21 protein-coding genes are annotated in these 20140 nt (G+C 60.0%); 9 read left to right on the top strand and 12 right to left on the bottom strand.

Annotated elements, in window-relative coordinates; translation table 11 throughout:
* Positions 1 to 32: 32 nt before the first annotated feature.
* Genes AC13QY_RS22130 through coxB form a run of 5 tightly spaced genes read right to left on the bottom strand, consistent with a single transcriptional unit; the run spans position 33 to position 4408 of the window.
* Complete coding sequence (locus AC13QY_RS22130; RefSeq protein ID WP_488493930.1) at positions 33 to 644, bottom strand: cytochrome c oxidase assembly protein; 612 nt, start codon at positions 642 to 644, stop codon at positions 33 to 35.
* 9 nt (positions 645 to 653) lie between these two features.
* On the bottom strand, positions 654 to 791 hold the full coding sequence (locus AC13QY_RS22125) for a hypothetical protein (protein WP_085999192.1): 138 nt from the start codon (positions 789 to 791) through the stop codon (positions 654 to 656).
* A complete protein-coding gene (locus AC13QY_RS22120; protein WP_488493929.1) occupies positions 791 to 1750 on the bottom strand; it encodes a heme o synthase in 960 nt (319 codons plus the stop codon). The genes AC13QY_RS22125 and AC13QY_RS22120 overlap by 1 nt, the downstream gene beginning before the upstream one ends.
* A gap of 58 nt (positions 1751 to 1808) precedes the next feature.
* Positions 1809 to 3503, bottom strand: coding sequence for a cytochrome c oxidase subunit I (ctaD, locus tag AC13QY_RS22115; protein WP_113331974.1), 1695 nt, complete (start codon positions 3501 to 3503; stop codon positions 1809 to 1811).
* Between the two features lie 14 nt (positions 3504 to 3517).
* Complete coding sequence (gene coxB / locus AC13QY_RS22110) at positions 3518 to 4408, bottom strand: cytochrome c oxidase subunit II (protein WP_113353905.1); 891 nt, start codon at positions 4406 to 4408, stop codon at positions 3518 to 3520.
* A gap of 336 nt (positions 4409 to 4744) precedes the next feature.
* Here coxB and AC13QY_RS22105 point away from each other — a divergent pair, with 336 nt between their 5' ends.
* The gene (locus AC13QY_RS22105; RefSeq protein WP_069613870.1) at positions 4745 to 5368 is read left to right on the top strand and encodes an invasion associated locus B family protein; all 624 of its coding nucleotides are present in this window, start codon (positions 4745 to 4747) and stop codon (positions 5366 to 5368) included.
* A gap of 63 nt (positions 5369 to 5431) precedes the next feature.
* Positions 5432 to 6847: a metalloprotease TldD gene (tldD, locus tag AC13QY_RS22100; protein ID WP_113353904.1), complete on the top strand. Its 1416-nt coding sequence runs from the start codon at positions 5432 to 5434 to the stop codon at positions 6845 to 6847.
* A 13-nt stretch (positions 6848 to 6860) separates the two neighbouring features.
* Here the strand turns inward: tldD and AC13QY_RS22095 are convergent, their stop codons facing one another.
* A complete protein-coding gene (locus AC13QY_RS22095; RefSeq protein WP_113331988.1) occupies positions 6861 to 7166 on the bottom strand; it encodes a nucleoside triphosphate pyrophosphohydrolase family protein in 306 nt (101 codons plus the stop codon).
* Between the two features lie 106 nt (positions 7167 to 7272).
* Positions 7273 to 8592: a D-alanyl-D-alanine carboxypeptidase family protein gene (locus tag AC13QY_RS22090; RefSeq protein WP_113353903.1), complete on the bottom strand. Its 1320-nt coding sequence runs from the start codon at positions 8590 to 8592 to the stop codon at positions 7273 to 7275.
* A gap of 227 nt (positions 8593 to 8819) precedes the next feature.
* On the opposite strand from AC13QY_RS22090, the gene AC13QY_RS22085 reads away from it, so the two are divergent.
* Positions 8820 to 9872 (top strand): polysaccharide deacetylase family protein, encoded by a 1053-nt coding sequence (locus AC13QY_RS22085; protein WP_113353902.1) that lies wholly within the window; start codon positions 8820 to 8822, stop codon positions 9870 to 9872.
* A 3-nt stretch (positions 9873 to 9875) separates the two neighbouring features.
* Here the strand turns inward: AC13QY_RS22085 and pdxH are convergent, their stop codons facing one another.
* A complete protein-coding gene (gene pdxH / locus AC13QY_RS22080) occupies positions 9876 to 10496 on the bottom strand; it encodes a pyridoxamine 5'-phosphate oxidase (protein WP_112605952.1) in 621 nt (206 codons plus the stop codon).
* A 64-nt stretch (positions 10497 to 10560) separates the two neighbouring features.
* On the opposite strand from pdxH, the gene AC13QY_RS22075 reads away from it, so the two are divergent.
* The 4 genes from AC13QY_RS22075 to AC13QY_RS22060 all read left to right on the top strand — a co-directional run bounded on the left by AC13QY_RS22075 (position 10561) and on the right by AC13QY_RS22060 (position 14053).
* A complete protein-coding gene (locus AC13QY_RS22075) occupies positions 10561 to 11019 on the top strand; it encodes an RT0821/Lpp0805 family surface protein (protein ID WP_069613743.1) in 459 nt (152 codons plus the stop codon).
* 315 nt (positions 11020 to 11334) lie between these two features.
* Complete coding sequence (locus AC13QY_RS22070; RefSeq protein WP_113353901.1) at positions 11335 to 12498, top strand: DnaJ domain-containing protein; 1164 nt, start codon at positions 11335 to 11337, stop codon at positions 12496 to 12498.
* 122 nt (positions 12499 to 12620) lie between these two features.
* Entirely contained in the window at positions 12621 to 13439 is an 819-nt protein-coding gene (fabI, locus tag AC13QY_RS22065) for an enoyl-ACP reductase FabI (RefSeq protein WP_069613741.1), read from the top strand.
* A 17-nt stretch (positions 13440 to 13456) separates the two neighbouring features.
* On the top strand, positions 13457 to 14053 hold the full coding sequence (locus AC13QY_RS22060; RefSeq protein ID WP_113353900.1) for a histidine phosphatase family protein: 597 nt from the start codon (positions 13457 to 13459) through the stop codon (positions 14051 to 14053).
* 217 nt (positions 14054 to 14270) lie between these two features.
* Here AC13QY_RS22060 and AC13QY_RS22055 read toward each other — a convergent pair whose 3' ends face one another.
* Positions 14271 to 14531, bottom strand: coding sequence for a DUF1344 domain-containing protein (locus AC13QY_RS22055; protein ID WP_015339036.1), 261 nt, complete (start codon positions 14529 to 14531; stop codon positions 14271 to 14273).
* Between the two features lie 309 nt (positions 14532 to 14840).
* Here AC13QY_RS22055 and aroC point away from each other — a divergent pair, with 309 nt between their 5' ends.
* Together aroC and ribB are read left to right on the top strand one after the other, a co-directional pair.
* Entirely contained in the window at positions 14841 to 15938 is a 1098-nt protein-coding gene (gene aroC / locus AC13QY_RS22050) for a chorismate synthase (RefSeq protein ID WP_113354078.1), read from the top strand.
* 10 nt (positions 15939 to 15948) lie between these two features.
* On the top strand, positions 15949 to 17052 hold the full coding sequence (gene ribB / locus AC13QY_RS22045; protein ID WP_069613738.1) for a 3,4-dihydroxy-2-butanone-4-phosphate synthase: 1104 nt from the start codon (positions 15949 to 15951) through the stop codon (positions 17050 to 17052).
* Between the two features lie 98 nt (positions 17053 to 17150).
* On the opposite strand, the gene AC13QY_RS22040 is transcribed toward ribB, so the two are convergent.
* From AC13QY_RS22040 to AC13QY_RS22030, 3 genes are all read right to left on the bottom strand, one after another.
* On the bottom strand, positions 17151 to 17687 hold the full coding sequence (locus AC13QY_RS22040; protein ID WP_488493942.1) for a GNAT family N-acetyltransferase: 537 nt from the start codon (positions 17685 to 17687) through the stop codon (positions 17151 to 17153).
* An 84-nt stretch (positions 17688 to 17771) separates the two neighbouring features.
* The gene (locus tag AC13QY_RS22035) at positions 17772 to 18830 is read right to left on the bottom strand and encodes a dipeptidase (protein ID WP_113353898.1); all 1059 of its coding nucleotides are present in this window, start codon (positions 18828 to 18830) and stop codon (positions 17772 to 17774) included.
* 85 nt (positions 18831 to 18915) lie between these two features.
* A complete protein-coding gene (locus AC13QY_RS22030; RefSeq protein ID WP_186450301.1) occupies positions 18916 to 20106 on the bottom strand; it encodes a winged helix-turn-helix domain-containing protein in 1191 nt (396 codons plus the stop codon).
* Between the last annotated feature and the right edge of the window lie 34 nt (positions 20107 to 20140).

Below are 20140 nucleotides of genomic sequence, written 5' to 3'. Positions count from 1 at the left end.
TTGCTTCCGGTCAAACCGAGAAGCACTCTCCATCAAAGTTTCTTTTCCACCGGCTTCGTACCGCCGTCATTGGAAGCCACGGGCTTTGCGCCTTCCCGTGGGTAATAAGTATAGGACAGTGTCAGCGCATTGATCGTCTTGGTTTCCACAGCCTTGGTGATCTCAGGATCGACATAGAAAACCACCGACATCTCGCGCTTTTCGCCGGGCGCAAGATCCGTCTCGTTGAAGCAGAAACACTGGACCTTGTTGAAATAGACCCCGGCTTCCAGCGGCGTGACATTGAAGATCGCCTGGCCGCGCTCCATCTTGTCCGACTTGTTTTCGATCTGGAACTTGACCTCGACCGTCTCGCCGATCTTCGGGTTCACCGACTTCTGCAGCGGCTTGAAATCCCACGGCAGGCCCGGCGCGACATTGGCGTCGAAGGAAACCTGGATCTGCTTGTCGAGAATAACGTTCGAGACCTGCTCGACGCGCTGCGTCGTGCCGTTATAGCCCGTCACCTGGCAGAACATGCGATAGAGCGGCACGGCAGCAGCGCACATGGCGCTCATGCCGACGACGAAGCTCAGGCACATGGCAACGATCATGCCGTTGTTACGGCCGTCGCTTCTCGTGCTCTTTGTGACCTCCCCCTCCATGACGCCTCCTCAAACGTGTCCGGAACCGACCTTGATGATGGTGATTGCGTAAAACAGCACCACCAGACCGGCAAGCACCAGCCCGAGCGCGATATTGCGCCCTCGCCGCGATTTCTTCTGCGCCTCGGTCAGCTTGACGAGTTCGATCATAGCCAGCCTCCGGCACCGCCCGACATCAGCACAGCAACGAGCCGGTCGATCAGCAGCGCGGAAAAGATCGCGAAAAGATAGAAAATGGAGAAGCCGAAGAGCTTCTTTGCCGGCACCATCTTCATGTCGCCATCGGCCATGCGCCAGACGGCGATGGAACAGTGCACGAAGATCACGCCGAGGATCGCGGCAACAACGCCATAGCCAAGGCTCGCAAAGCCCATGAAGGCCGGCACGACGCCGACGATCGCGGTCAGCATCGCATAGACGACGATCTGATTCTTGGTTGTCTGGATGCCTGAGACATTCGGCAGCATCGGCACGTCGACGGCCTCGTAATCACCCATCTTGAAGAGCGCCAACGCCCAGAAATGGGCCGGCGTCCAAAGGAAAATGATGAGGAAGAGCACGATGCTCTCGACCGGCACGCTGCCGGTGACGCAGGCCCAGCCGATCACGGGCGGGAAAGCGCCGGCTGCGCCGCCGATGACGATGTTTTGCGGCGTCGAGCGCTTCAGCCACATCGTGTAGACGACGGCATAGAAGAAAATGGTGAAGGCAAGAATGCCGGCGGAAAGCCAATTGATCGCAAGACCGAGGATCGTCACCGAGAAGCCTGACAGCACCAGGCCGAAGGCCAGGGCTTCCGACGGATTGATACGGCCTGAAGGTATCGGCCGGCTCTTGGTGCGGGTCATGACGGCGTCGATATCGGCGTCGTACCACATGTTCAAGGCACCGGATGCACCGGCACCGACCGCAATGCAGAGGATAGCGATGAAGCCGAGAACGGGATTGATGTGGCCGGGGGCCAGCACCAGGCCGGTGAAGGCAGTAAAGACGACCAGCGACATCACGCGTGGCTTCAGAAGCTCGAAATAATCGCGCGCACCCGCTTCCGACAGGCCGGTTTCGCCTTGCTTTGCGAGCGCTTCGTGATTGTCGATGACCGTCATTCTCTCTTCCAATTATCCGTTGAGCCGGACGCCGCTGATCACGGCGTCCGGAAATGAGCTACTTGATGCGCGGCAGCTCTTCCCACTGGTGGTGGGGTGGCGGCGACGACAGCTGCCATTCCAGCGTGGTCGCACCATCGCCCCAGGGATTATCGCCTGCGACGCGCTTCTTCGCGAATGCATCTATAACGCCCCAGAAGAAGAAGCAAAGGCCTACGGCTGCGACATAGGAGCCGATGGAAGAGACGAAGTTCCAGCCGGCATAGGCATCCGGATAGTCGATATAGCGGCGCGGCATGCCCGCACGGCCCAGGAAGTGCTGCGGGAAGAACACCATGTTGACACCGATGAAGGTGATCCAGAAGTGCCAGTTGCCGATCCGCTCATTGTACATGTAGCCGGTCATCTTCGGGAACCAGTAGTACCAGGCGGCGAAGATGGCAAAGACGGCGCCGAGCGACAGAACGTAGTGGAAGTGAGCCACCACGTAATAGGTCGCATGCAGTTCGCGGTCGAGGCCGGCATTGGCGAGCTGGACGCCAGTGACGCCGCCGAGCGTGAACAGGAAGATGAAGCCGAGCGCCCAGATCATCGGCGTGCGGAACTGGATCGAACCGCCCCACATGGTCGCGATCCACGAGAAGACCTTCACGCCTGTCGGAACCGCGATGACCATCGTCGCGAAGACGAAGTAGCGCTGGGTGTCGAGCGAGAGGCCGGTCACGTACATGTGGTGGGCCCAGACGACGAAGCCGACGGCGCCGATCGCGACCATGGCGTAGGCCATGCCGAGATAGCCGAAGATCGGCTTGCGCGAGAAGGTCGAGATGATGTGGCTGATCATGCCGAAACCGGGCAGGATCAGGATGTAGACTTCCGGATGGCCAAAGAACCAGAAGAGGTGCTGATAGAGCAGCGGGTCGCCGCCGCCTTCCGGCGCGAAGAAGGTCGTGCCGAAGTTGCGATCCGTCAGAACCATGGTGATGGCGCCAGCCAAAACCGGGAGCGACAGCAGCAGCAGGAAGGCGGTGATCAGAACCGACCAGGCAAACAGCGGCATCTTGTGCAGCGTCATGCCGGGAGCGCGCATGTTCAGGATCGTGGTGATGAAGTTGATCGCACCGAGGATCGATGAGGCACCGGCAATGTGCAGCGCGAAGATGACCAGATCGATCGCCGGGCCGGGATGGCCGACGGTGCCGGACAAGGGCACATACATCGTCCAGCCGCCGCCTGCGCCGTAGGCGCCTGCCGGGCCTTCGACGAACATCGAGAGAATGAGCAGCAGGAAGGCCGGAACGAGCAGCCAGAACGAAATGTTGTTCAGGCGCGGGAACGCCATATCGGGCGCGCCGATCATGATCGGCACCATCCAGTTGGCAAAGCCGCCGATCATCGCCGGCATGACCATGAAGAAGATCATGATCAGCGCGTGGGCGGTGACGAAGACGTTGTACATCTGCTTGCCGCCATCAATGGCGGCATCGCCCGAAAAGCCGTAGACCATCGACGCCAGACCGCTGAAGATCTGGATGCCGGGCTCCTGCAATTCCATGCGAATGGCAACGGAGAGGAGGAAGCCGATCACGCCCGCGAAGATCGCGAAGATCAGATAGAGCGTGCCGATGTCCTTGTGATTCGTCGAAAACAGCCAACGTTCGGCGAAGGTCTGCTTGTGTGCGTGATGATCGTCATGCGCGTGAGCGTCGTGAAGCTCATTCGAGTGATCGTCGTGTGCCTTGGATCCAGCCATTGTTCCTACCCCTCTTACTTCGCCGTGTTTTCCGCGACCTTGACGGTCGTCGGTTGATCGACGGCGGCCATCAGAGCCTTGTTCGCCTTGCCGACGTCGGTTGCAGCAGTGGCAAGCCACTGCTTGTACTGATCATCGGAGACGACGCGGATGGCGATCGGCATGAAAGAGTGATCCTTGCCGCAGAGCTCGGAACACTGTCCATAATACAGGCCTTCGCGGTCGGCATTGAACCAGGTTTCGTTCAGACGGCCCGGAATGGCATCGATCCTGATGCCGAAGGCGGGCATGGCGAAGGAATGGATGACGTCGGCCGGTGCGGCGGTGACAAGAAGGCGAACGTTCTTGCCGACAGGTACGACCATTTCATTGTCGACAGCAAGCAGCCGCGGATATTTCGACTTGTCGTCCTTGCCGGCGGCGGTGCGGTCCTGCTCCTTCAGCATGAAGGAATCGAAGGCAACCGGCGTCGCACCACTGCCTTCATATTCATAATTCCACTGCCATTGCGTCGCTGTCGCCTTGACGGTGACATCCGTCTTCTCCGGGAAGGTCAGCTGATCGGTCAGTAGATTGAAGGAGGGAATGGCCAGGAAGAGAAGAATAAGGACCGGTCCGATGGTCCAGATGACTTCGATCAGCGTGTTGTGACTCGTCTTGGACGGAACCGGGTTCTTGGAGGCCCGGAACTTGACCATGACCACCACCAGGAGGGCCAGAACAAGCAGCGTGATCGGAATGATAAACCAAAGCGTGTATGCCTCAAACCAGCGGATTTGATGCATGTTGCCGGTTGCCGCCTGCTGCATACCGGTTTCCCAAGGTCTCGGCTGATCGGCGTAGCTACCTGTCGCAAAAAGCAGACAGATCATAGCCGCCAGAGCCGCGTAAGCTCTCTTAATCACGATGTCTCTCCCTCCAGCGTTTGATCCCAGATCTTCCTCAAACGCAGTATCCCTACAATCCATTGCGCTTCAAACCACAGTTTGGGGTACTCCGCAACAACTCAAGACATTTGTTAGTGCGGCATTTTTGCGCGAATATCCCCCATGCTTGTCCCGGACATGGCAAGCATTTCATCATCATACGAAAAATTGCATCGCGGTCCATGGCGCCGCCGGGACAAAATGGAGTAGACGTCGTATTTCCGCCGTAGTCGGTTGGAATCCAGCAGCCGGGGCTTTTCATTTGCCGGCCTGGGCTTCAACAATAGCGGCACTGATTCGAATCTAGAGGTTTCCATGGGTTTTCGTTCCCTCGCCCGGCTTTTGCTTGTTACCGGCAGCGTCGCTGCCGCAGTTGCCGCACCCGCATGGGCGCAACAGGCACAGCAGACTCAGCCGCCGGCGCAGCAGACCCAACAATTGCAGCCTGACCAGCCGGGCCAACAGCAGCCGCATACACAGCAGGTGCCAACGAGCCAGGTTCCGCAACCGCCGGGTACGGTTCGCTCCAGCCATGGCGCATGGTCCGTCGTCTGCGACAAGCCGGCAGGCGCCTCGACCGAGCAATGCGCGCTGATGCAGAACGTGATTGCAGAGGACCGCCCGGAAATCGGTTTGTCCGTCGTCGTGCTGAAGACGGCTGACCGCAAATCCAAGATCCTGCGCGTGCTGGCGCCGCTCGGCGTGCTGCTGCCCAACGGTCTCGGCCTCAATATTGATGGTAAGGATATCGGCCGCGCCTATTTCGTGCGCTGCTTCTCCGACGGCTGCTACGCCGAAGTCGTGCTGGAGGACCAGTTGCTGAAGACGCTGCGCAGCGGCGCAACGGCAACCTTCATCGTCTTCCAGTCGCCGGAAGAAGGGATCGGCATCCCTGTGGACTTGAAGGGCTTCGCGGACGGCTACGACGCCCTTCCCTGACCGGATGGGCTTGCTCTTGCGCGGTGCGAAGCCTACATCGGCTCTGAACGGAGCACCTGACCCATGAACACCGATCTCCTTACCCTTTTCGATGCCGATGAAGCCAAGCTGCGCGGCATCGTGGCCGAGGCGCTGTCCGGCGCCGACGACGGCGAACTCTTCGTCGAGCATGTCCAGGCGGAATCGCTGACCTTCGACAATGGCCGTATGAAGGGCGGCAGCTTCAACACCGAGCAGGGCTTCGGCCTTCGCGCCGTTGCCGGCGAAGCGGTGGGCTATGCCCATGCGGGCGACCTGTCCGAAGCCGCCCTGAAGCGCGCCGCCGATGCAGTACGTGCGGTGACATCGGGCTATGCCGGCTCCTATGCAGCCGCGCCACAGCGTACCAACAAGGTGCTCTACGGCGACGAGAACCCGATCGGCACGCCGAGCTTCGAGGAAAAGGCAAAGCTCCTGCAGCGGATCGACAGCTATCTGCGCGACAAGAACGACAAGGTGCGCCAGGTGACGGCATCCATCGCCGCGAGCTGGCAGGTGGTCGACATTCTGCGCGCCGATGGTCATCGCGTCCGCGATGTCAGGCCGATGACGCGCGTCAATATCTCTGTCATCGTGGGTGACGGCGACCGGCAGGAATCCGGCTCCTTCGGCACTGGCGGCCGCATCGGCTTCGGCGATTTCGTCACAGAAGACAATTGGCATCACGGCGCCGACGAGGCGCTTCGCCAGGCGCTCGTCAATCTCGAGGCGATCGAGGCACCCGCCGGCACGATGGATGTCGTGCTCGGCTCCGGCTGGCCGGGCGTCATGCTGCACGAAGCCGTCGGCCACGGGCTGGAAGGCGATTTCAACCGCAAGAAGACATCGGCTTTCGCGGGGCTGCTCGGCCAGATGGTCGCCACTCCCGGCGTTACCGTCGTCGATGACGGCACGATCGAGAACCGCCGCGGCTCAATCACCGTCGACGATGAAGGCACGCCTTCGGCCTACAACGTGCTGATCGAGAATGGCAAACTGGTGGGCTACATGCAGGACCGACAGAATGCCCGGCTGATGGGCATGAAGGCGACCGGCAACGGCCGCCGCCAGGGCTATGCCCATACGCCGATGCCGCGCATGACCAACACCTATATGCTTGGCGGCGACAAGACGCCGGACGAAATCATCGCTTCGGTGAAGAAGGGCATCTACGCCGTTTCCTTCGGCGGTGGTCAGGTGGATATCACCTCAGGCAAATTCGTCTTCGGCTGCACCGAAGCCTACCTCATCGAGGATGGCAAGGTCGGCGCTCCTATCAAGGGAGCCATGCTGATCGGCAACGGGCCGGATGCGATGAAGCGCGTTTCGATGATCGGCAACGACATGAAACTCGATACCGGCATCGGCAATTGCGGCAAAGCCGGCCAATGGGTTCCCGTCGGCGTCGGTCAGCCGCATCTGCGCATGGACCAGATCACGGTGGGCGGCACCAAGGCTTAACCGCCCCGGCCTGCTACGCCTGAGGGCGAAAGAGCCACTTGCGCTCGACGGCAGCCGGCAGATCGAGGCCGTTGCGATGCGCGAATAGAAGAATATGGCCGAGCACATCGGCCGTTTCATCGGCAAGCGCCGTCGCAAGATCCGCGTCGCTCATGCCCTTGCGCCGCCCGCGGCCGGTGACCTTGTTCCAGATCTGGACCAACTCGCCCATTTCTTCCTGGAGTTTCAACACGAACCAGTCGTCGTCGCGCTCCATGCCGTTGTCGGCGGCGTAGCGTGCCGAAGCCGTTTCGAATTGCTCCATCAGATCTTTCAGCATCGAAATCGTTCCCTTTATGTTCCATTCAAATGAACGATTCCCGCAAAAAAGTCGAGCCGGCGGAGATTTGCTCCGCCGGCTCGCTTCTATCCAATCAAGATTGTGTTCAGCCCTTGCTCGGCAGGAGCATGCAATCGAAGTCCTTGCGCTTCAGAGCGGAGCAGGCCGAACTTGCATCGTCGCGGCTTGCAAAGCCGGTGAAGCGGGCGCGATAGACCGTGCTGGCGCCCTTGCCGACGGCTTCGGTATAGGGCGAGGCATTGGCGAGCGCATTGCCGGCCTTGGACTTCGCTTCCGAGAGCAAATCCTTGGCAGCCTGAGCGGTTGGCGTCGCCGCGATCTGCACCTGCCAGCTTCCGGATACCATCGGCTTGCTGGCGGCTGCCGCCTGCTTGTTGTCGACGAGGATCTCGTCCATCGCAGCCGGGCGATCCATCGGCACGGTGACGTTCGAGGTGGCGGCGAATGCCATTGGGACAACCTCGGTACGCTTGCGCGCCGGCGCAGGTGTCGTCGTGGCAGTGGTTTGGGCATCGACATCGACGGCAACATCGTCCGATGCAGACGCCACTTCAACCTGCTTGCCCATCTTGCCGCCGCCGACGCTCGCCATCAGGCGCGATGTTGCGATGGGGGCTGCCTTGGGCACATAGCGGTCCAGCAGCGACGCCATCATCGCGTCGCGACCGCGCGCCGTGGCGCCGCCCATGACGACGCCGATCACGCGGCGATTGCCCTGGCGCACGGCGCTGACGAGGTTGAAGCCGGAGGCATTCGTATAGCCGGTCTTGATACCGTCCATGCCCTCATAGCGATACATCAGGTTGTTATGGCCGCGCACGTAGTGGCCGCGGTAGTTGAAGCTCGTCTGCGAGAAGAGCCGGTACTCCTGGGGATAGTTGTTGATGAGCGCGACGGCGAGCGTCGACATATCTCGCGCCGTCGTCCACTGCTGCATGTTCGGAAGACCGGATGCATTCAGGAAGGTGGTGCGGCGCATGCCGAGTTCGCGTGCTTTCTGCGTCATCATCCGCGCAAAACCGCTCTCGCTGCCGCCGAGCGCTTCCGCCATGGCGGTAGCGGCATCGTTGGCGGACTTGATGATCATGCCATCGACGGCTTCGCGGACAGTCACCGTACCACCGGGCTTGAGGCCCAGCTTGGTTGGCGGCTTGGCGGCAGCGAAGCGCGAAACCAGGATCCGCGTGTTCCAGCTCAGCTTGCCGCGATGGATCGCCTCGAAGGTCATGTAAAGGGTCATCATCTTCGTCAGCGATGCCGGATGGTTGAGGTCATCCGCATTGCTCGACGCCAGCACTTTGCCGGTCTTCGCATCCATGATGAAATAGGCGCTGCCGGCGAAGCTCGCTACAGGAGCGCTCAACAGCAAGACGGCCGCAGACAAAGCCATCAGAAGTCGTTTCATAATTGTCCCCAACCGAAAGAATGCCAACACACCGCATCAATCCCTGTATGATTTTGCGACAAAAAGCCTGATACCGGTGCGATATTGAGGCAACAGCCTCGATAGTTCTTCAATTTTGCCTTTCCTGGTAAAATAAGCATTAACGCATTGGAAATTATGACGAAGATTCAGTAAGGTTTAACGGGAATGCGCTACAGCGTTGACATTGGTCAACCGGGTCGAGCCGCATGGAACAGGGCATCAAGGTCCGCCTCAAGCGCACGATGATCTCAAGCGGGCTTGAGGCTGCCGCACTTTTGAAAGGTGCGGGGCTGATGCGCGATGTTGCCGGCCTCGGCACGATCTTCACCCTTCATCACGTCCGCCCTGCCCTCCCCTGCCGTTTTACACCCAATGCGCATCTGGAGGTCTCGCCCGACTTTCTCGATCAGGCGATCGCCCGGCTAAAACGGGACGGTTACGAGTTCATTGCACTCGACGCTCTTCCGTCACGGGCAAAAGAGGCCGGCAAGCCACCCTTCGTCGCCGTCACGCTCGACGATGGCAATCGGGACAATCTTGAACACGCCCTGCCAATCTTCGCACGCCACGATGTGCCCTTCACCGTCTTCGTCGCCCAGGGGCTTTCGGAGCGGACGCATAGTTTATGGTGGGAGACGCTGGGCGAACTGCTTGGCCGGCTTGATCGCCTGACATTCGATTTCGGGTCAGGAGAAGAGTTTCTGCCATTCGGCAAGGATAGCCAGAAGCATGCGGCATTTGCCCGCTTCGCCGCCTTTGTCCATAGTCATGAAGAAAGCGAAGCCGTCGGCCGGATCGATGAGCTTGCCCGGCGTCATGGTCTGGAACCGGTCGATATCGTCCGTGCATCTATCATGGATCGAGATGAATTGCGGCAGCTCGCTCGCCATCCCCTTGCCTCGCTCGGCGCCCATACGGTGAGCCATCGGGCCTTGGCAAGGCTCCCCGAAGCGGAGGCTGTCGCGGAGATGGCGCTTTCGGCCGATTATGTCGCCGACATCACCGGAAAGCGGCCAACCACGATCGCCTACCCCTATGGCACGAACGAGGCAGTCTCGGCGCGCGAGGGACGGCTTGCGGCTGAACTCGGCTTCTCCGTCGGCGTCACGACCCGCCCCGGCACGATCACGGCAGCAAACGGCAACTCCCTGCTATTGCCGCGGCTATCGCTGAACGGCCATTACCAGAAGCCCCGCTATGCGTCGGCGCTTGCATCCGGCATCCCCATGCGGCTGATGGGGCGCCGGGAAACGGCATAGGATTTACGGATACATCCGCACCTTTTGCCAGGCACCCTCCGGTACGTCACGGCGAAATTCGATGCGATCGTGCAGGCGGAACTGGCGGTCGTGCCAGAATTCGATCGACAGTGGCCGGATGCGGAAGCCGGACCAGTAAGGCGGGCGCGGAATATCGCCGATCGCGTAACGGGCGGTATATTCGGCAACGGCCTTTTCCAGCGCGAAGCGGCCTTCCAGTGGTCGCGACTGCTTTGAGGCCCAAGCGCCGATGCGGCTGCCGCGAGGCCTTGTCTTATAATATTCGTCGGCTTCCTTATCGCTCACCACTTCAACCAGGCCACGCAGGCGCACCTGGCGACGCAACGACTTCCAGTGGAAGCACATGGCCGCTTTCTTCTGGGAAAGAATTTCTTGGCCTTTCTGGCTCTCGAAATTTGTATAGAATACGAATCCGTCGCTATCGAAACCTTTCAGAAGAACCATGCGGACATTTGGCAGGCCATCCTTATCCACCGTTGCCAGCGCTACCGCATTCGGATCGTTCGGTTCGGTGGTCTCCGCCTCACGCAGCCAGGACGCAAAGAGACTGAAAGGTTCATTCTGCTCAGTGAAGTCACCGCTTGTTAACTCGTTTTCCGACATATTAATTCAAAAGCTCCGCAATTCCTAATAACCGCCGGCCCCTCTGGCTGGCCAAGACGTTCGGGTGGAAGTCATAGCAAAGTCGATCGTTCATACAAAGCGCAAGCTTGCAAAAGGCGTGACGATGGCTGTCGCCCTAGTCTCCCTTTTCACCCTTGGCGGCTGCGTCGGCGGCGGCATGGACTATCTGAGCTCGGCCAAAGTGGATCGCAGCGTATCGACGGGCACCGTGCCGACGGCCCCCGTAACGACGGACAGCATCTCCGACGAGACCACGGTGCGCAATGCCGTTACCTCGGCGGATCTCCACAAACTCAACGGCCAGCCCATACCCTGGGCAAACACCTCAACCGGCAGTGCCGGTGTCATCGACACGATTGTCGAAAGCAATGCGTCCGGCGTGGTCTGCCGCCAATTCCGCACCAGCCGGCACTCTTATCAGGGCGTCGCCAACTTCTCCGGCAGGACTTGCCTCGTCGGGCTTGGTGAATGGCAGTTGCTCAGCTTCCAGCAGGCGGGCTGATCGCCGCCCTCCTGTTTTTCGGCGCCTCTAAAGCATTTTGGTTCCGCACGCATGATGTTGACATCTGCGCCCACGATTTGGCTGCGAATTTCGGGCATCATCTGTTAGCGATTGGCTAACCATGCCTCAAAATGGGGATCTGCTGCCCCTCTCCCTCGTAACGCCTGATTAGCAACTCCTCCCGCAGGATCGGCTCATCGGCGCACCAGCCTTGCCTCCCATGACGGGGGCAGGATGGCGAAGCGCTATCAATTGGTTCTTTGCTTGGGGTGCTGCGATGGGGCTCGGCACCACCCACGAATGATGGCGGGAAAGATGCGCGATCCGTATAAGGTGCTGGGCGTTAGGAAAGATGCGGGGACGGACGACATCAAATCGGCCTGGCGTAGCTTGGCCAAGACCGCGCATCCCGATCACAATCCTGGCGATCCGACCGCGTCGGAACGGTTTGCCGAAATCGGCCGGGCTTACGAGACGCTGAAGGATCCGCAAAAGCGCAGCCGCTACGACCAGATCGCACGTATGGCCGAGGCAAAGGGTCAGAGCCAGGAACAGACGATCATGCAGCAGCGGCAGGCGGCTCGCGAGGCTGCCGAGCGGGCCAAGGCCGCGCGCGCCAATGCCGACAAGATCATGGAAGAGCTCGCGCGGGCCAACGCCCGCAAAGCGGCAGCCTCTGCTGCATCCGGCCAACAGGGCAATGCCACCGAATCTCCGGAAGACATGGTCGAACGCATTTTCGGAGTGAAGACCGGCCAGGCGCAGCAGGCACCGGCCACGGCGGCAACAGGCGTAAAGCAGGCGGAAAAACCGCAGGAGCAACCCGATACCGCGGCACCGGAAGAGCCGCAGGTGGAAGAGGAGCAGCTTGCCACGGTTTCAGCAGCTGCCGGCTCGCGCTCCGCCTTCGGCATCCTCGGCTCTCTGGTACGACGCATCACGGGCGGCAGTGCGCCCGAAAAGCCGCCGGAGAAAACCCCGGAGGTCGCCGCCGAAGCCACGGTAACGCTCGACGACATGCTGAAGAGCCGCTGGATTGCCGTTCCGCTGCCCGACAACCGGGAGGCGCGCTTTCAGGCGACGACTGATATCTCCAATGGCCAGGTGCTTCACCTCAAGGGCCAGGGACTGAAACTGCAGGGCATGTTGCGCGGCGATGTCGCCGTCACCGTTCACCTATCGACCGACGGACGCTTCACGCTCGACGGAAGCGATGTGCGTACAATATTACCCATTACGATAGAGAATGCCGTTCTAGGTTGCGAAACCACGGTCGAAGGATTGAACGGACCGGTCAGGATCACGGTGCCGGCCTGGTCCGGTTCGGATCAGGTCGTGCGCATTTCCGGCGAGGGATTGCCCGACGGCAATGGCGGAAAAGGCGATCTCATCGTCGAATTGCGGCTGATGCTGTGGGAAAAACCCGACGATAAGGTCACGGATCTCATGCGCAGCATGCGCGAGGGGCTTTTCCTGTGAAATTTTGGTGACAACAGCACCCTTTGTTACGATCCCTAACAGTTGATGATCTTTACGATGCTTGAACAGGGGAACGGCCTATGCCATAGGCAGGGTCATTCGAAAGTTCAAGGGAGCAGAATATGGCTCAATCCACTGGCCTCATGGCAGGCAAACGCGGCGTCATCCTCGGCGTAGCAAACAACCGTTCGATAGCGTGGGGTATTGCCAAGGCCTGTTCGGATGCCGGAGCCGAAATCGCATTGACGTGGCAGGGCGATGCCCTGAAGAAGCGCGTCGAGCCGCTTGCTCAGGAACTCGGCGCATTTATGGCTGGCCATTGCGACGTAACCGAGCCGGCAACGATCGATGCCGTCATGGACACGCTTGAGGCGAAATGGGGCAAGATCGATTTCGTCGTGCATGCCATCGCGTTTTCCGACAAGGACGAGCTGACCGGCCGTTACCTCGATACCAGCCGCGACAACTTCACGAAGACGATGGATATCTCCGTCTATTCCTTCACGGCGGTTGCACAGCGCGCCGAGCGAATCATGAATGACGGCGGCTCGATGATCACCCTCACCTATTACGGTGCGGAAAAGGTCATGCCGCACTACAACGTCATGGGTGTCGCGAAGGCTGCTTTGGAAGCCAGCGTGCGCTACCTCGCAGTCGATCTCGGCAGCCGCGGTATTCGCGTCAACGCGATCTCGGCAGGTCCGATCAAGACGCTCGCAGCGTCCGGCATCGGCGACTTCCGCTACATCCTGAAGTGGAATGAGTACAACGCACCGCTGAAGCGGACCGTCACGATCGACGAAGTCGGCAATTCCGCCCTCTATCTGCTGTCCGATCTGTCGACGGCCGTGACCGGCGAAATCCATCACGTCGATTCGGGCTATCATACGGTCGGCATGAAGGCCGTGGACGCGCCCGACATTTCCGTCGCGAAGGACTGACCAACAGGAAGCTGACCGTGTCGCCCATCCTCTATGTGATACGTCACGGTCAGACCGACTGGAATGCCGAGCGTCGCCTGCAGGGGCAGAAAGACATCGATCTCAACGCCATCGGCCGCGAACAGGCGCGGCAGAACGGCATCGATCTCGCCGAAATCCTCGCATGCGAAAACCGGCCCTTCGATTTCGTCGCCAGCCCCTTGCGGCGCACGCGCGAAACCATGGAAATCGCCAGAGATGCCATGGGCCTGCCGCCCAAGGACTATGCGACCGACGACAGGCTCGTCGAACTGTCCTTCGGAGCCTGGGAAGGCTTTACACTCAAGGAATTGAAGGCAACAGCGCCCGACCGGCTCGCGGAGCGCAAGGCGAATAAATGGGACTTCATCCCGCCTGGCGAAGATGCCGAAAGCTATGAAATCCTCTCCTGGCGCGTCGGCTCATGGCTGGCATCCGTCGACCGCCCGACGGTCTGCGTCACGCATGGCGGCGTCATCCGTACGCTGTTCCGTCTGATCGGCGATGTCGAAAAGGAAGAGGCGGCGGAAATCCCGATCCATCAGGACCAGATCCTGAAGGTCGATCCGCAGATGAAGATCATCGGTTGGATGTAGACGGTTCCCGATTAAAGCATGTCGCGCAGAAGTGTGCAGCGGTTTGGGACAATGACATACCCAAATCAAAGATCTAAAGCGCAAGAAGCGAATCCGAAAGATCGCGATGCGCTTCGGGCGCGGATGGCTGCGTGATTTGGGAGCGAGCGAAGAAGAATAATCACCTTGAAGGCGGGAAAACCGTCCAAGACCGCCGGCTGCCCGGCGGCAGCGCTATCTACTGGACGATATCGAGATCGTTGACGACGCGCTTGCCGTCGACTTCCGTATAGAAGACCACCACCTTCACACCGGCCTGCAGGCCACTGAAATCGAAATCCTCCGGCACCTGATAGCTCTTTCCGTCATCCAGCGTGATGTTGAAGTTCTTCGCGTCGACCTTCTTGATGACGGCTTCGACATCGGCGCTTTCAGCAAAACCGGCGACAGGAGCAAGCAGGCTTGCCGTGGCCAAAAGCGTCGCTACAAAGAAGCGCATCGTCGTCACCCTTCAGGTAAATTGATTATGATTTCTTATGCGGTCTAGAAAACACGTCGAATATGGCGGAAGTTGCCCCCAATAATGACTTCGCCCGCCCAAATGGTGAATGCTTCGTCACAATCCACAATTCGGATTAATCTTTGTTTACCATGCCGGTGCTTGAGTAGGAAAAAGGGCCGGTCGCCGTTTCCGAGGCAAGTGAAAGAAAGATTTTGTCTTGTCGGCATTTTGGCCTATGAGTGGGCCGAAATTGCAAGAGACAAGACGCGGCCTGTCGGTCAGGCTGCGCTAATCCGGTCGTTTTACATGTCGCATAATACATTCGGTCACCTCTTCCGCGTCACCACCTGGGGCGAAAGCCACGGTCCAGCGCTCGGCTGCGTCGTCGACGGCTGCCCTCCAGGCCTCCGTTTCAAGCTGCAGGACATTCAAACCTGGCTCGACAAGCGCAAGCCGGGCCAGTCGCGCTTCGTGACGCAGCGGCGCGAGGACGATCTCGTCAAGGTTCTGTCGGGCGTCATGACGGACGAGGACGGCGAGACGATGATCTCGACCGGCACACCGATCTCGATGCTGATCGAGAATACCGATCAGCGCTCGAAGGATTACGGCGAGATCGCTAGGCGTTACCGCCCCGGCCATGCAGACTACACCTATGACGTCAAATACGGCATTCGCGACTACCGCGGCGGCGGCCGCTCATCAGCCCGCGAAACCGCGGCGCGCGTCGCTGCCGGCGGCATCGCCCGTCTCGTAGTGCCCGGCGTGACGATCCGTGGCGCGCTGGTGCAAATCGGCAAGCACAAGATCAACCGTGCCAACTGGGATTGGGCGCAGGTGGATCAGAACCCGTTCTTTGCGCCTGATCCCGAAATCGTGCCTATTTGGGAAGACTATCTCGACGGTATCCGCAAGGCCGGCTCCTCGATCGGTGCCGTGGTGGAAGTGGTGGCGGAAGGCGTGCCGGCCGGTCTCGGCGCTCCGATCTATGGCAAGCTCGACCAGGATATCGCCTCGCTGCTGATGTCGATCAATGCCGTCAAGGGCGTCGAAATCGGTGAGGGTTTCGCCTCCGCTGAACTCACAGGCGAGGAAAATGCCGATGCCATGCGCATGGGCAATGACGGCAAGCGCATCTTCCTGTCCAATCATGCCGGCGGCATCCTGGGTGGCATTTCCACCGGCGAGCCCATCGTCGCGCGCTTTGCCATCAAGCCGACCTCCTCGATCCTGACGGAACGCCAGTCGATCGATGCCGATGGCAACAATGTCGATGTCCGCACCAAGGGCCGCCACGATCCTTGCGTCGGCATTCGTGCCGTGCCGATCGGCGAGGCGATGGTCGCCTGCGCCGTTGCCGATCATTATCTGAGGGATCGCGGCCAGACGGGCCAGCAGAGGTAGGAACTTCGAGATGTCTTACGACCAGAAGCGTGTTGTCGATGCCATAAGGGCTTTCGAAGCCGGCGAGATCGTCGTCGTCATGGACGACAATGACCGCGAGAACGAAGGCGATCTGATCGTTGCCGCCGTTCACTGCACGCCGGACAAGATGGCTTTCATCGTCCGGCACACGTCCGGCATCGTCTGCACGCCGATGCCGCGCGAAGAAGCCAAGCGGCTCAACCTCAATGCCATGGTCGCAGAAAACGACTCAGCACATACGACGGCCTTCACCGTTTCCGTCGATTTCAAGCATGGCACCACAACAGGCATTTCCGCCGACGACCGGACCCTGACGGTTCGAAACCTCGCCAATCCGAATGTCGGGCCGACGGATTTCGTTCGTCCGGGCCATATCTTCCCGCTGGTTGCGCGCGAAGGCGGCGTGCTCATGCGTTCGGGCCATACGGAAGCCGCCGTCGATCTCTGCAAGCTTGCCGGCCTGCCGCCGATCGGCGTCATCAGCGAGCTCGTCAATGATGACGGTACGGTGACGCGCGGCCAGCAAGTGGTGGAATTCGCCGAGCAGAACGGGCTGAAGCTCGTTTCCGTCGCCGACCTCATCGCCTATCGCCAGCGCAAGGAAACCCTCATCGAGCTCGGCACCAGCTTCGACATCGAAACACCGTTCGGCAAGGCGCGCGCCCATACCTATTCCCTGCCCTGGGACCCGATGCAGCATCTTGCCGTCGTTTTCGGCGATATTCGCGACGGCGTCGATATCCCGGTTCGACTGCATCCGGAAAATGTCGCCGAGGATCTGTTCGGCAAGCGCCGTCCGGTCGATTTCTACATGAAGAAGATCGCCGAGGAAGGCCGGGGCGTCATCGTCTATTTGCGCGAAGGCTCCGTCGGTGTCGGTCATTTCGACAATGGTCGCAAGGCGCGTCAGGCCGAGCGCGAGAGCCACGCCGAGGCACAGGCGCGCGACAGCGAATGGCTGGAAATCGGGCTTGGCGCGCAGATCCTGAAGGATCTCGGCGTCAGCTCGATCAAGTTGCTCACCAGCCGCGAGCGGCACTATGTCGGCTTGGAAGGGTTCGGCATCAAGATTGCCAAGACGGAGATCTGCTGATCTTTGTCCTCCCCTCGAGCAGGAGGGGTCTGGGTGGGGTGATGTCTGACGGCACTCATGGGTCATTCCACCCGCGCGCTCCGTGTGACCGCCCCCCCTCAAAAGCGATGTGATGAAAACTCGCGATCCAACAGGCCCATCATGATGTCGTCGTGCCAGCGGCCATTGACGTAAGCGGTTTCCCGCTCCCTGCCTTCGACGATGAAGCCGCATTTTTCATAGGCGCGGATGGCGCGCTTGTTGTAGGCGAGCACGCGTATTCCGATGCGATGCAGTCTCATCTCGCTGAAGGCATGATCCAGCAGAAGCATGATCGCTTCCGTCCCAAAGCCCTTACCAAGCAACGCCGGATTATAGATCCCGATTGCCATCGTCGCGCGCCGGTCCTGGCGATTGACGTTGTCCAATCGGATTATGCCGGCAAAGACGCCGTCGATTTCGATAACCCAGGCATGAGGGTGATCGGCAAGGCCCTGAACCCATCGCGTTGCGCCCTCCCGGGTGATGGGCTCGATGTCCTCCTTGTTAACGCCATACATCTCCGCGATCTCGGCATTCGTACCTAAAGCGAAGCGCACATCGGCGTCCTCGGCACATGGCGGGCGGAGCCTAACATTGCGGCCTTTTAGAATCAGCGACGACAACGAACTCTCCTCTTCGGGTGTTCTTCTGCCTATTGGACTCTGTTAGTTATGTCCCTTCAAGGGGGGTGACAAAGCTTACGATCGATCCGACCATGTGGCATCGAATAGGCGAAGCCAATTGTCATAGGCGAATTTTCGCAGGGTTAATTCATCGAATCCGCTTTGGCGCATGGCCTCCACGAGCCGCGGCAAGCCGCTTGCGTCTCCGATCTCACGAGGCATGACGGCGCCATCGAAATCCGATCCAAGCGCGACCCCATCCGCGCCGATGCGGGCGCTGAGATAGTCGATCTGGCGAACGACCGCTTCGAGCGGGGTATCCTCGTCAAGATTGGCATCCGCGCGGATATCGTTGACGGCAAGATTCAACCCGACGACGCCACCTGTATCGCGGATGGCGTCCAATTGCCGGTCGGTGAGGTTTCGGGTCGACGGGCATATGGCATGAGCGCAGGCATGCGTGGCGACAAGCGGAGCGGTGCTCAATGCGGCCACGTCCCAAAATCCGCGCTCGTTCAGATGGGAAACATCGATCATGATCCCGAGTTCGTTGCACCTTCTGACCAGACCCTTTCCCAAATCCGTGAGGCCGGGTCCAGTATCTGGCGATCTCGGATAGGCGAACGGAACGCCGTAACCAAAGATATTCGGGCGGCTCCATACGATGCCCAGGGATCGAAGGCCGGCATTGTGGAGGCTATCCAGATAGCCGAGATCGGGGCCGATGGCGTCGGCGCCTTCCATATGGAGTACGATGGCGAATGCGCCGTCATATTCAGCCGCCTTGATCTCCCTTACGCTCGTTGCCACACGGATTTTATCGCCCGAGCGTCCAATCAGCTTCCTTATCGCCGCAAGCTGCCCGTCGATTTGCCGACGGGCATGGTCCTGATGCAAAGCTTCGGCATAGCGAACTTCGTAGCCATTTTGGGTGATCGTCAGATCATCTACCGGCTCATGCTCCGGCGCGGCGTACATCGCAAACAATCCGCCGGCTAAGCCTCCTTCGAGTGCTCGCGGAAGATCGAGATGCCCAGCCTCGGACCGGGCCAAAAAATCACGGCCGTCAGGCTTGTAATCCAGCATGAACTGGACCGCATCATTATGCCCATCGAAGATTCGGATAGTGTTCATGCGATCGCAGTCCCGATAGGTCAGAGGCAGTTTCGCTCTCGCGTCAACGCAATTCGCTGCCGATTCCCCGAAAAAGGAATATCGGTTATCCCCGCCAGCCGTCGAGAAACACGACCTTCTCGACGCCGGTGAAACGGGCAACACGTTCCAGCTCCGCTTCCAGCTTCTCCAGCCGGCCGGCCGATGCCTTGACGCCCGGCTCCAGCCACAGGCGTTTGACATCGAGCGTCCCCGCCTTGCGGTCGGCCTTCATGTCGATCCGTCCGATCAACCGGTCGCCCTCCAGCAATGGGAAGACGTAGTAGCCGTATTCGCGCTTCGGTTCGGGCACGAAAATCTCGATGCGGTAGAAGAAGCCGAAGAGACGTTCGGTCCGATTGCGATCGCGCAGAGTCGGATCGAAGGGGCTCAGCACGCGGATGCGCGCCGGTGCCTCGGCATGACTGTCGAGCGTGTCATGGAAATCGAGGAAGGCGAAGGACGAGCGCGGCTTGCCGCCGGCGGCAGGCTCGACCAGTACTTCGGTCAATTCGTCTCGATGAGTCTCGACCCAGCTCTTGGCTTCCTGCGGCGTGACCAGATCCCAGAAGGCGGCGATTTCGCCCGAGGTGGCAAAGCCGAGGCGCTGCAGCGCGCTTCGGCAAGCCCAGTCGACAAATTCGTCATGCTCCACTTCGGGCTCATGGAAATGGGCCGGAAGGACGCGTTCGACGAGGTCGTAGACCTTTTGAAAATTAGTGCGGCCGGCGATGGCAAACTTGCCGGTGCGCCAGAAATATTCGAGCGCCGTCTTGTTTGGGTGCCAATTCCACCAGCCGCCGGAGACATGATCCTCCGCCTTGACCTCGCGGGCGGTGATCGCGCCGTTCTTCAGCACGCGCTCGTAGGTTTCCTCGAAAGCCGCCTCGAAGCCCTCCCCGCGCCATTTGCGCCAGCGTGCGATGATTGCCTCATCCTCGCGGCGGAAGCGGTGCTTCCAATAGACGAAGAAGGCGCTCGGCAGGATGGAGGCATCATGCGTCCAGTTCTCGAAGAGTGCACCGTCCTTCTCCAAGAGTTCGGTCAGATGTTCACGCCGATAGGTCTGGTTGCGCGAAAACAGGATCTGGTGATGGGCGCGCTCGACGGTGGCGATACTGTCCACCTGCACGAAGCCGATGTCGTGGATGAGCTGCAGCAGCCCCGCCTTGGTCAAGGCGCGGTTCGGCGGATTGGCAAGACCTTGCTTGGCAAGGAACACGCGGCGGGCGTCACGATTCGAAAGCAGATTCGTCATTGCAGGATCATAGGCATAAATTCCCATGCTTTCA

Source organism: Martinezella sp. CNPSo 3795 (assembly GCF_057784475.1).
Note: the sequence above shows the minus strand (reverse complement) of the source record. Positions and strands in the feature narration are given on the sequence as shown.

Excerpts from the sequence above, each read along its gene's own strand:
- tldD (WP_113353904.1), top strand. The coding sequence starts at position 5,432 with ATGAACACCGATCTCCTTACCCTTTTCGATGCCGATGAAGCCAAGCTG.
- AC13QY_RS22035 (WP_113353898.1), bottom strand. The coding sequence starts at position 18,830 with ATGAACACTATCCGAATCTTCGATGGGCATAATGATGCGGTCCAGTTC.
- aroC (WP_113354078.1), top strand. The coding sequence starts at position 14,841 with ATGTCGCATAATACATTCGGTCACCTCTTCCGCGTCACCACCTGGGGC.
- pdxH (WP_112605952.1), bottom strand. The coding sequence starts at position 10,496 with ATGTCGGAAAACGAGTTAACAAGCGGTGACTTCACTGAGCAGAATGAA.
- AC13QY_RS22130 (WP_488493930.1), bottom strand. The coding sequence starts at position 644 with ATGGAGGGGGAGGTCACAAAGAGCACGAGAAGCGACGGCCGTAACAAC.
- ribB (WP_069613738.1), top strand. The coding sequence starts at position 15,949 with ATGTCTTACGACCAGAAGCGTGTTGTCGATGCCATAAGGGCTTTCGAA.
- AC13QY_RS22030 (WP_186450301.1), bottom strand. The coding sequence starts at position 20,106 with ATGACGAATCTGCTTTCGAATCGTGACGCCCGCCGCGTGTTCCTTGCC.
- AC13QY_RS22070 (WP_113353901.1), top strand. The coding sequence starts at position 11,335 with ATGCGCGATCCGTATAAGGTGCTGGGCGTTAGGAAAGATGCGGGGACG.
- AC13QY_RS22120 (WP_488493929.1), bottom strand. The coding sequence starts at position 1,750 with ATGACGGTCATCGACAATCACGAAGCGCTCGCAAAGCAAGGCGAAACC.
- AC13QY_RS22055 (WP_015339036.1), bottom strand. The coding sequence starts at position 14,531 with ATGCGCTTCTTTGTAGCGACGCTTTTGGCCACGGCAAGCCTGCTTGCT.
- AC13QY_RS22085 (WP_113353902.1), top strand. The coding sequence starts at position 8,820 with ATGGAACAGGGCATCAAGGTCCGCCTCAAGCGCACGATGATCTCAAGC.
- AC13QY_RS22095 (WP_113331988.1), bottom strand. The coding sequence starts at position 7,166 with ATGCTGAAAGATCTGATGGAGCAATTCGAAACGGCTTCGGCACGCTAC.
- AC13QY_RS22105 (WP_069613870.1), top strand. The coding sequence starts at position 4,745 with ATGGGTTTTCGTTCCCTCGCCCGGCTTTTGCTTGTTACCGGCAGCGTC.
- fabI (WP_069613741.1), top strand. The coding sequence starts at position 12,621 with ATGGCTCAATCCACTGGCCTCATGGCAGGCAAACGCGGCGTCATCCTC.
- AC13QY_RS22090 (WP_113353903.1), bottom strand. The coding sequence starts at position 8,592 with ATGAAACGACTTCTGATGGCTTTGTCTGCGGCCGTCTTGCTGTTGAGC.
- ctaD (WP_113331974.1), bottom strand. The coding sequence starts at position 3,503 with ATGGCTGGATCCAAGGCACACGACGATCACTCGAATGAGCTTCACGAC.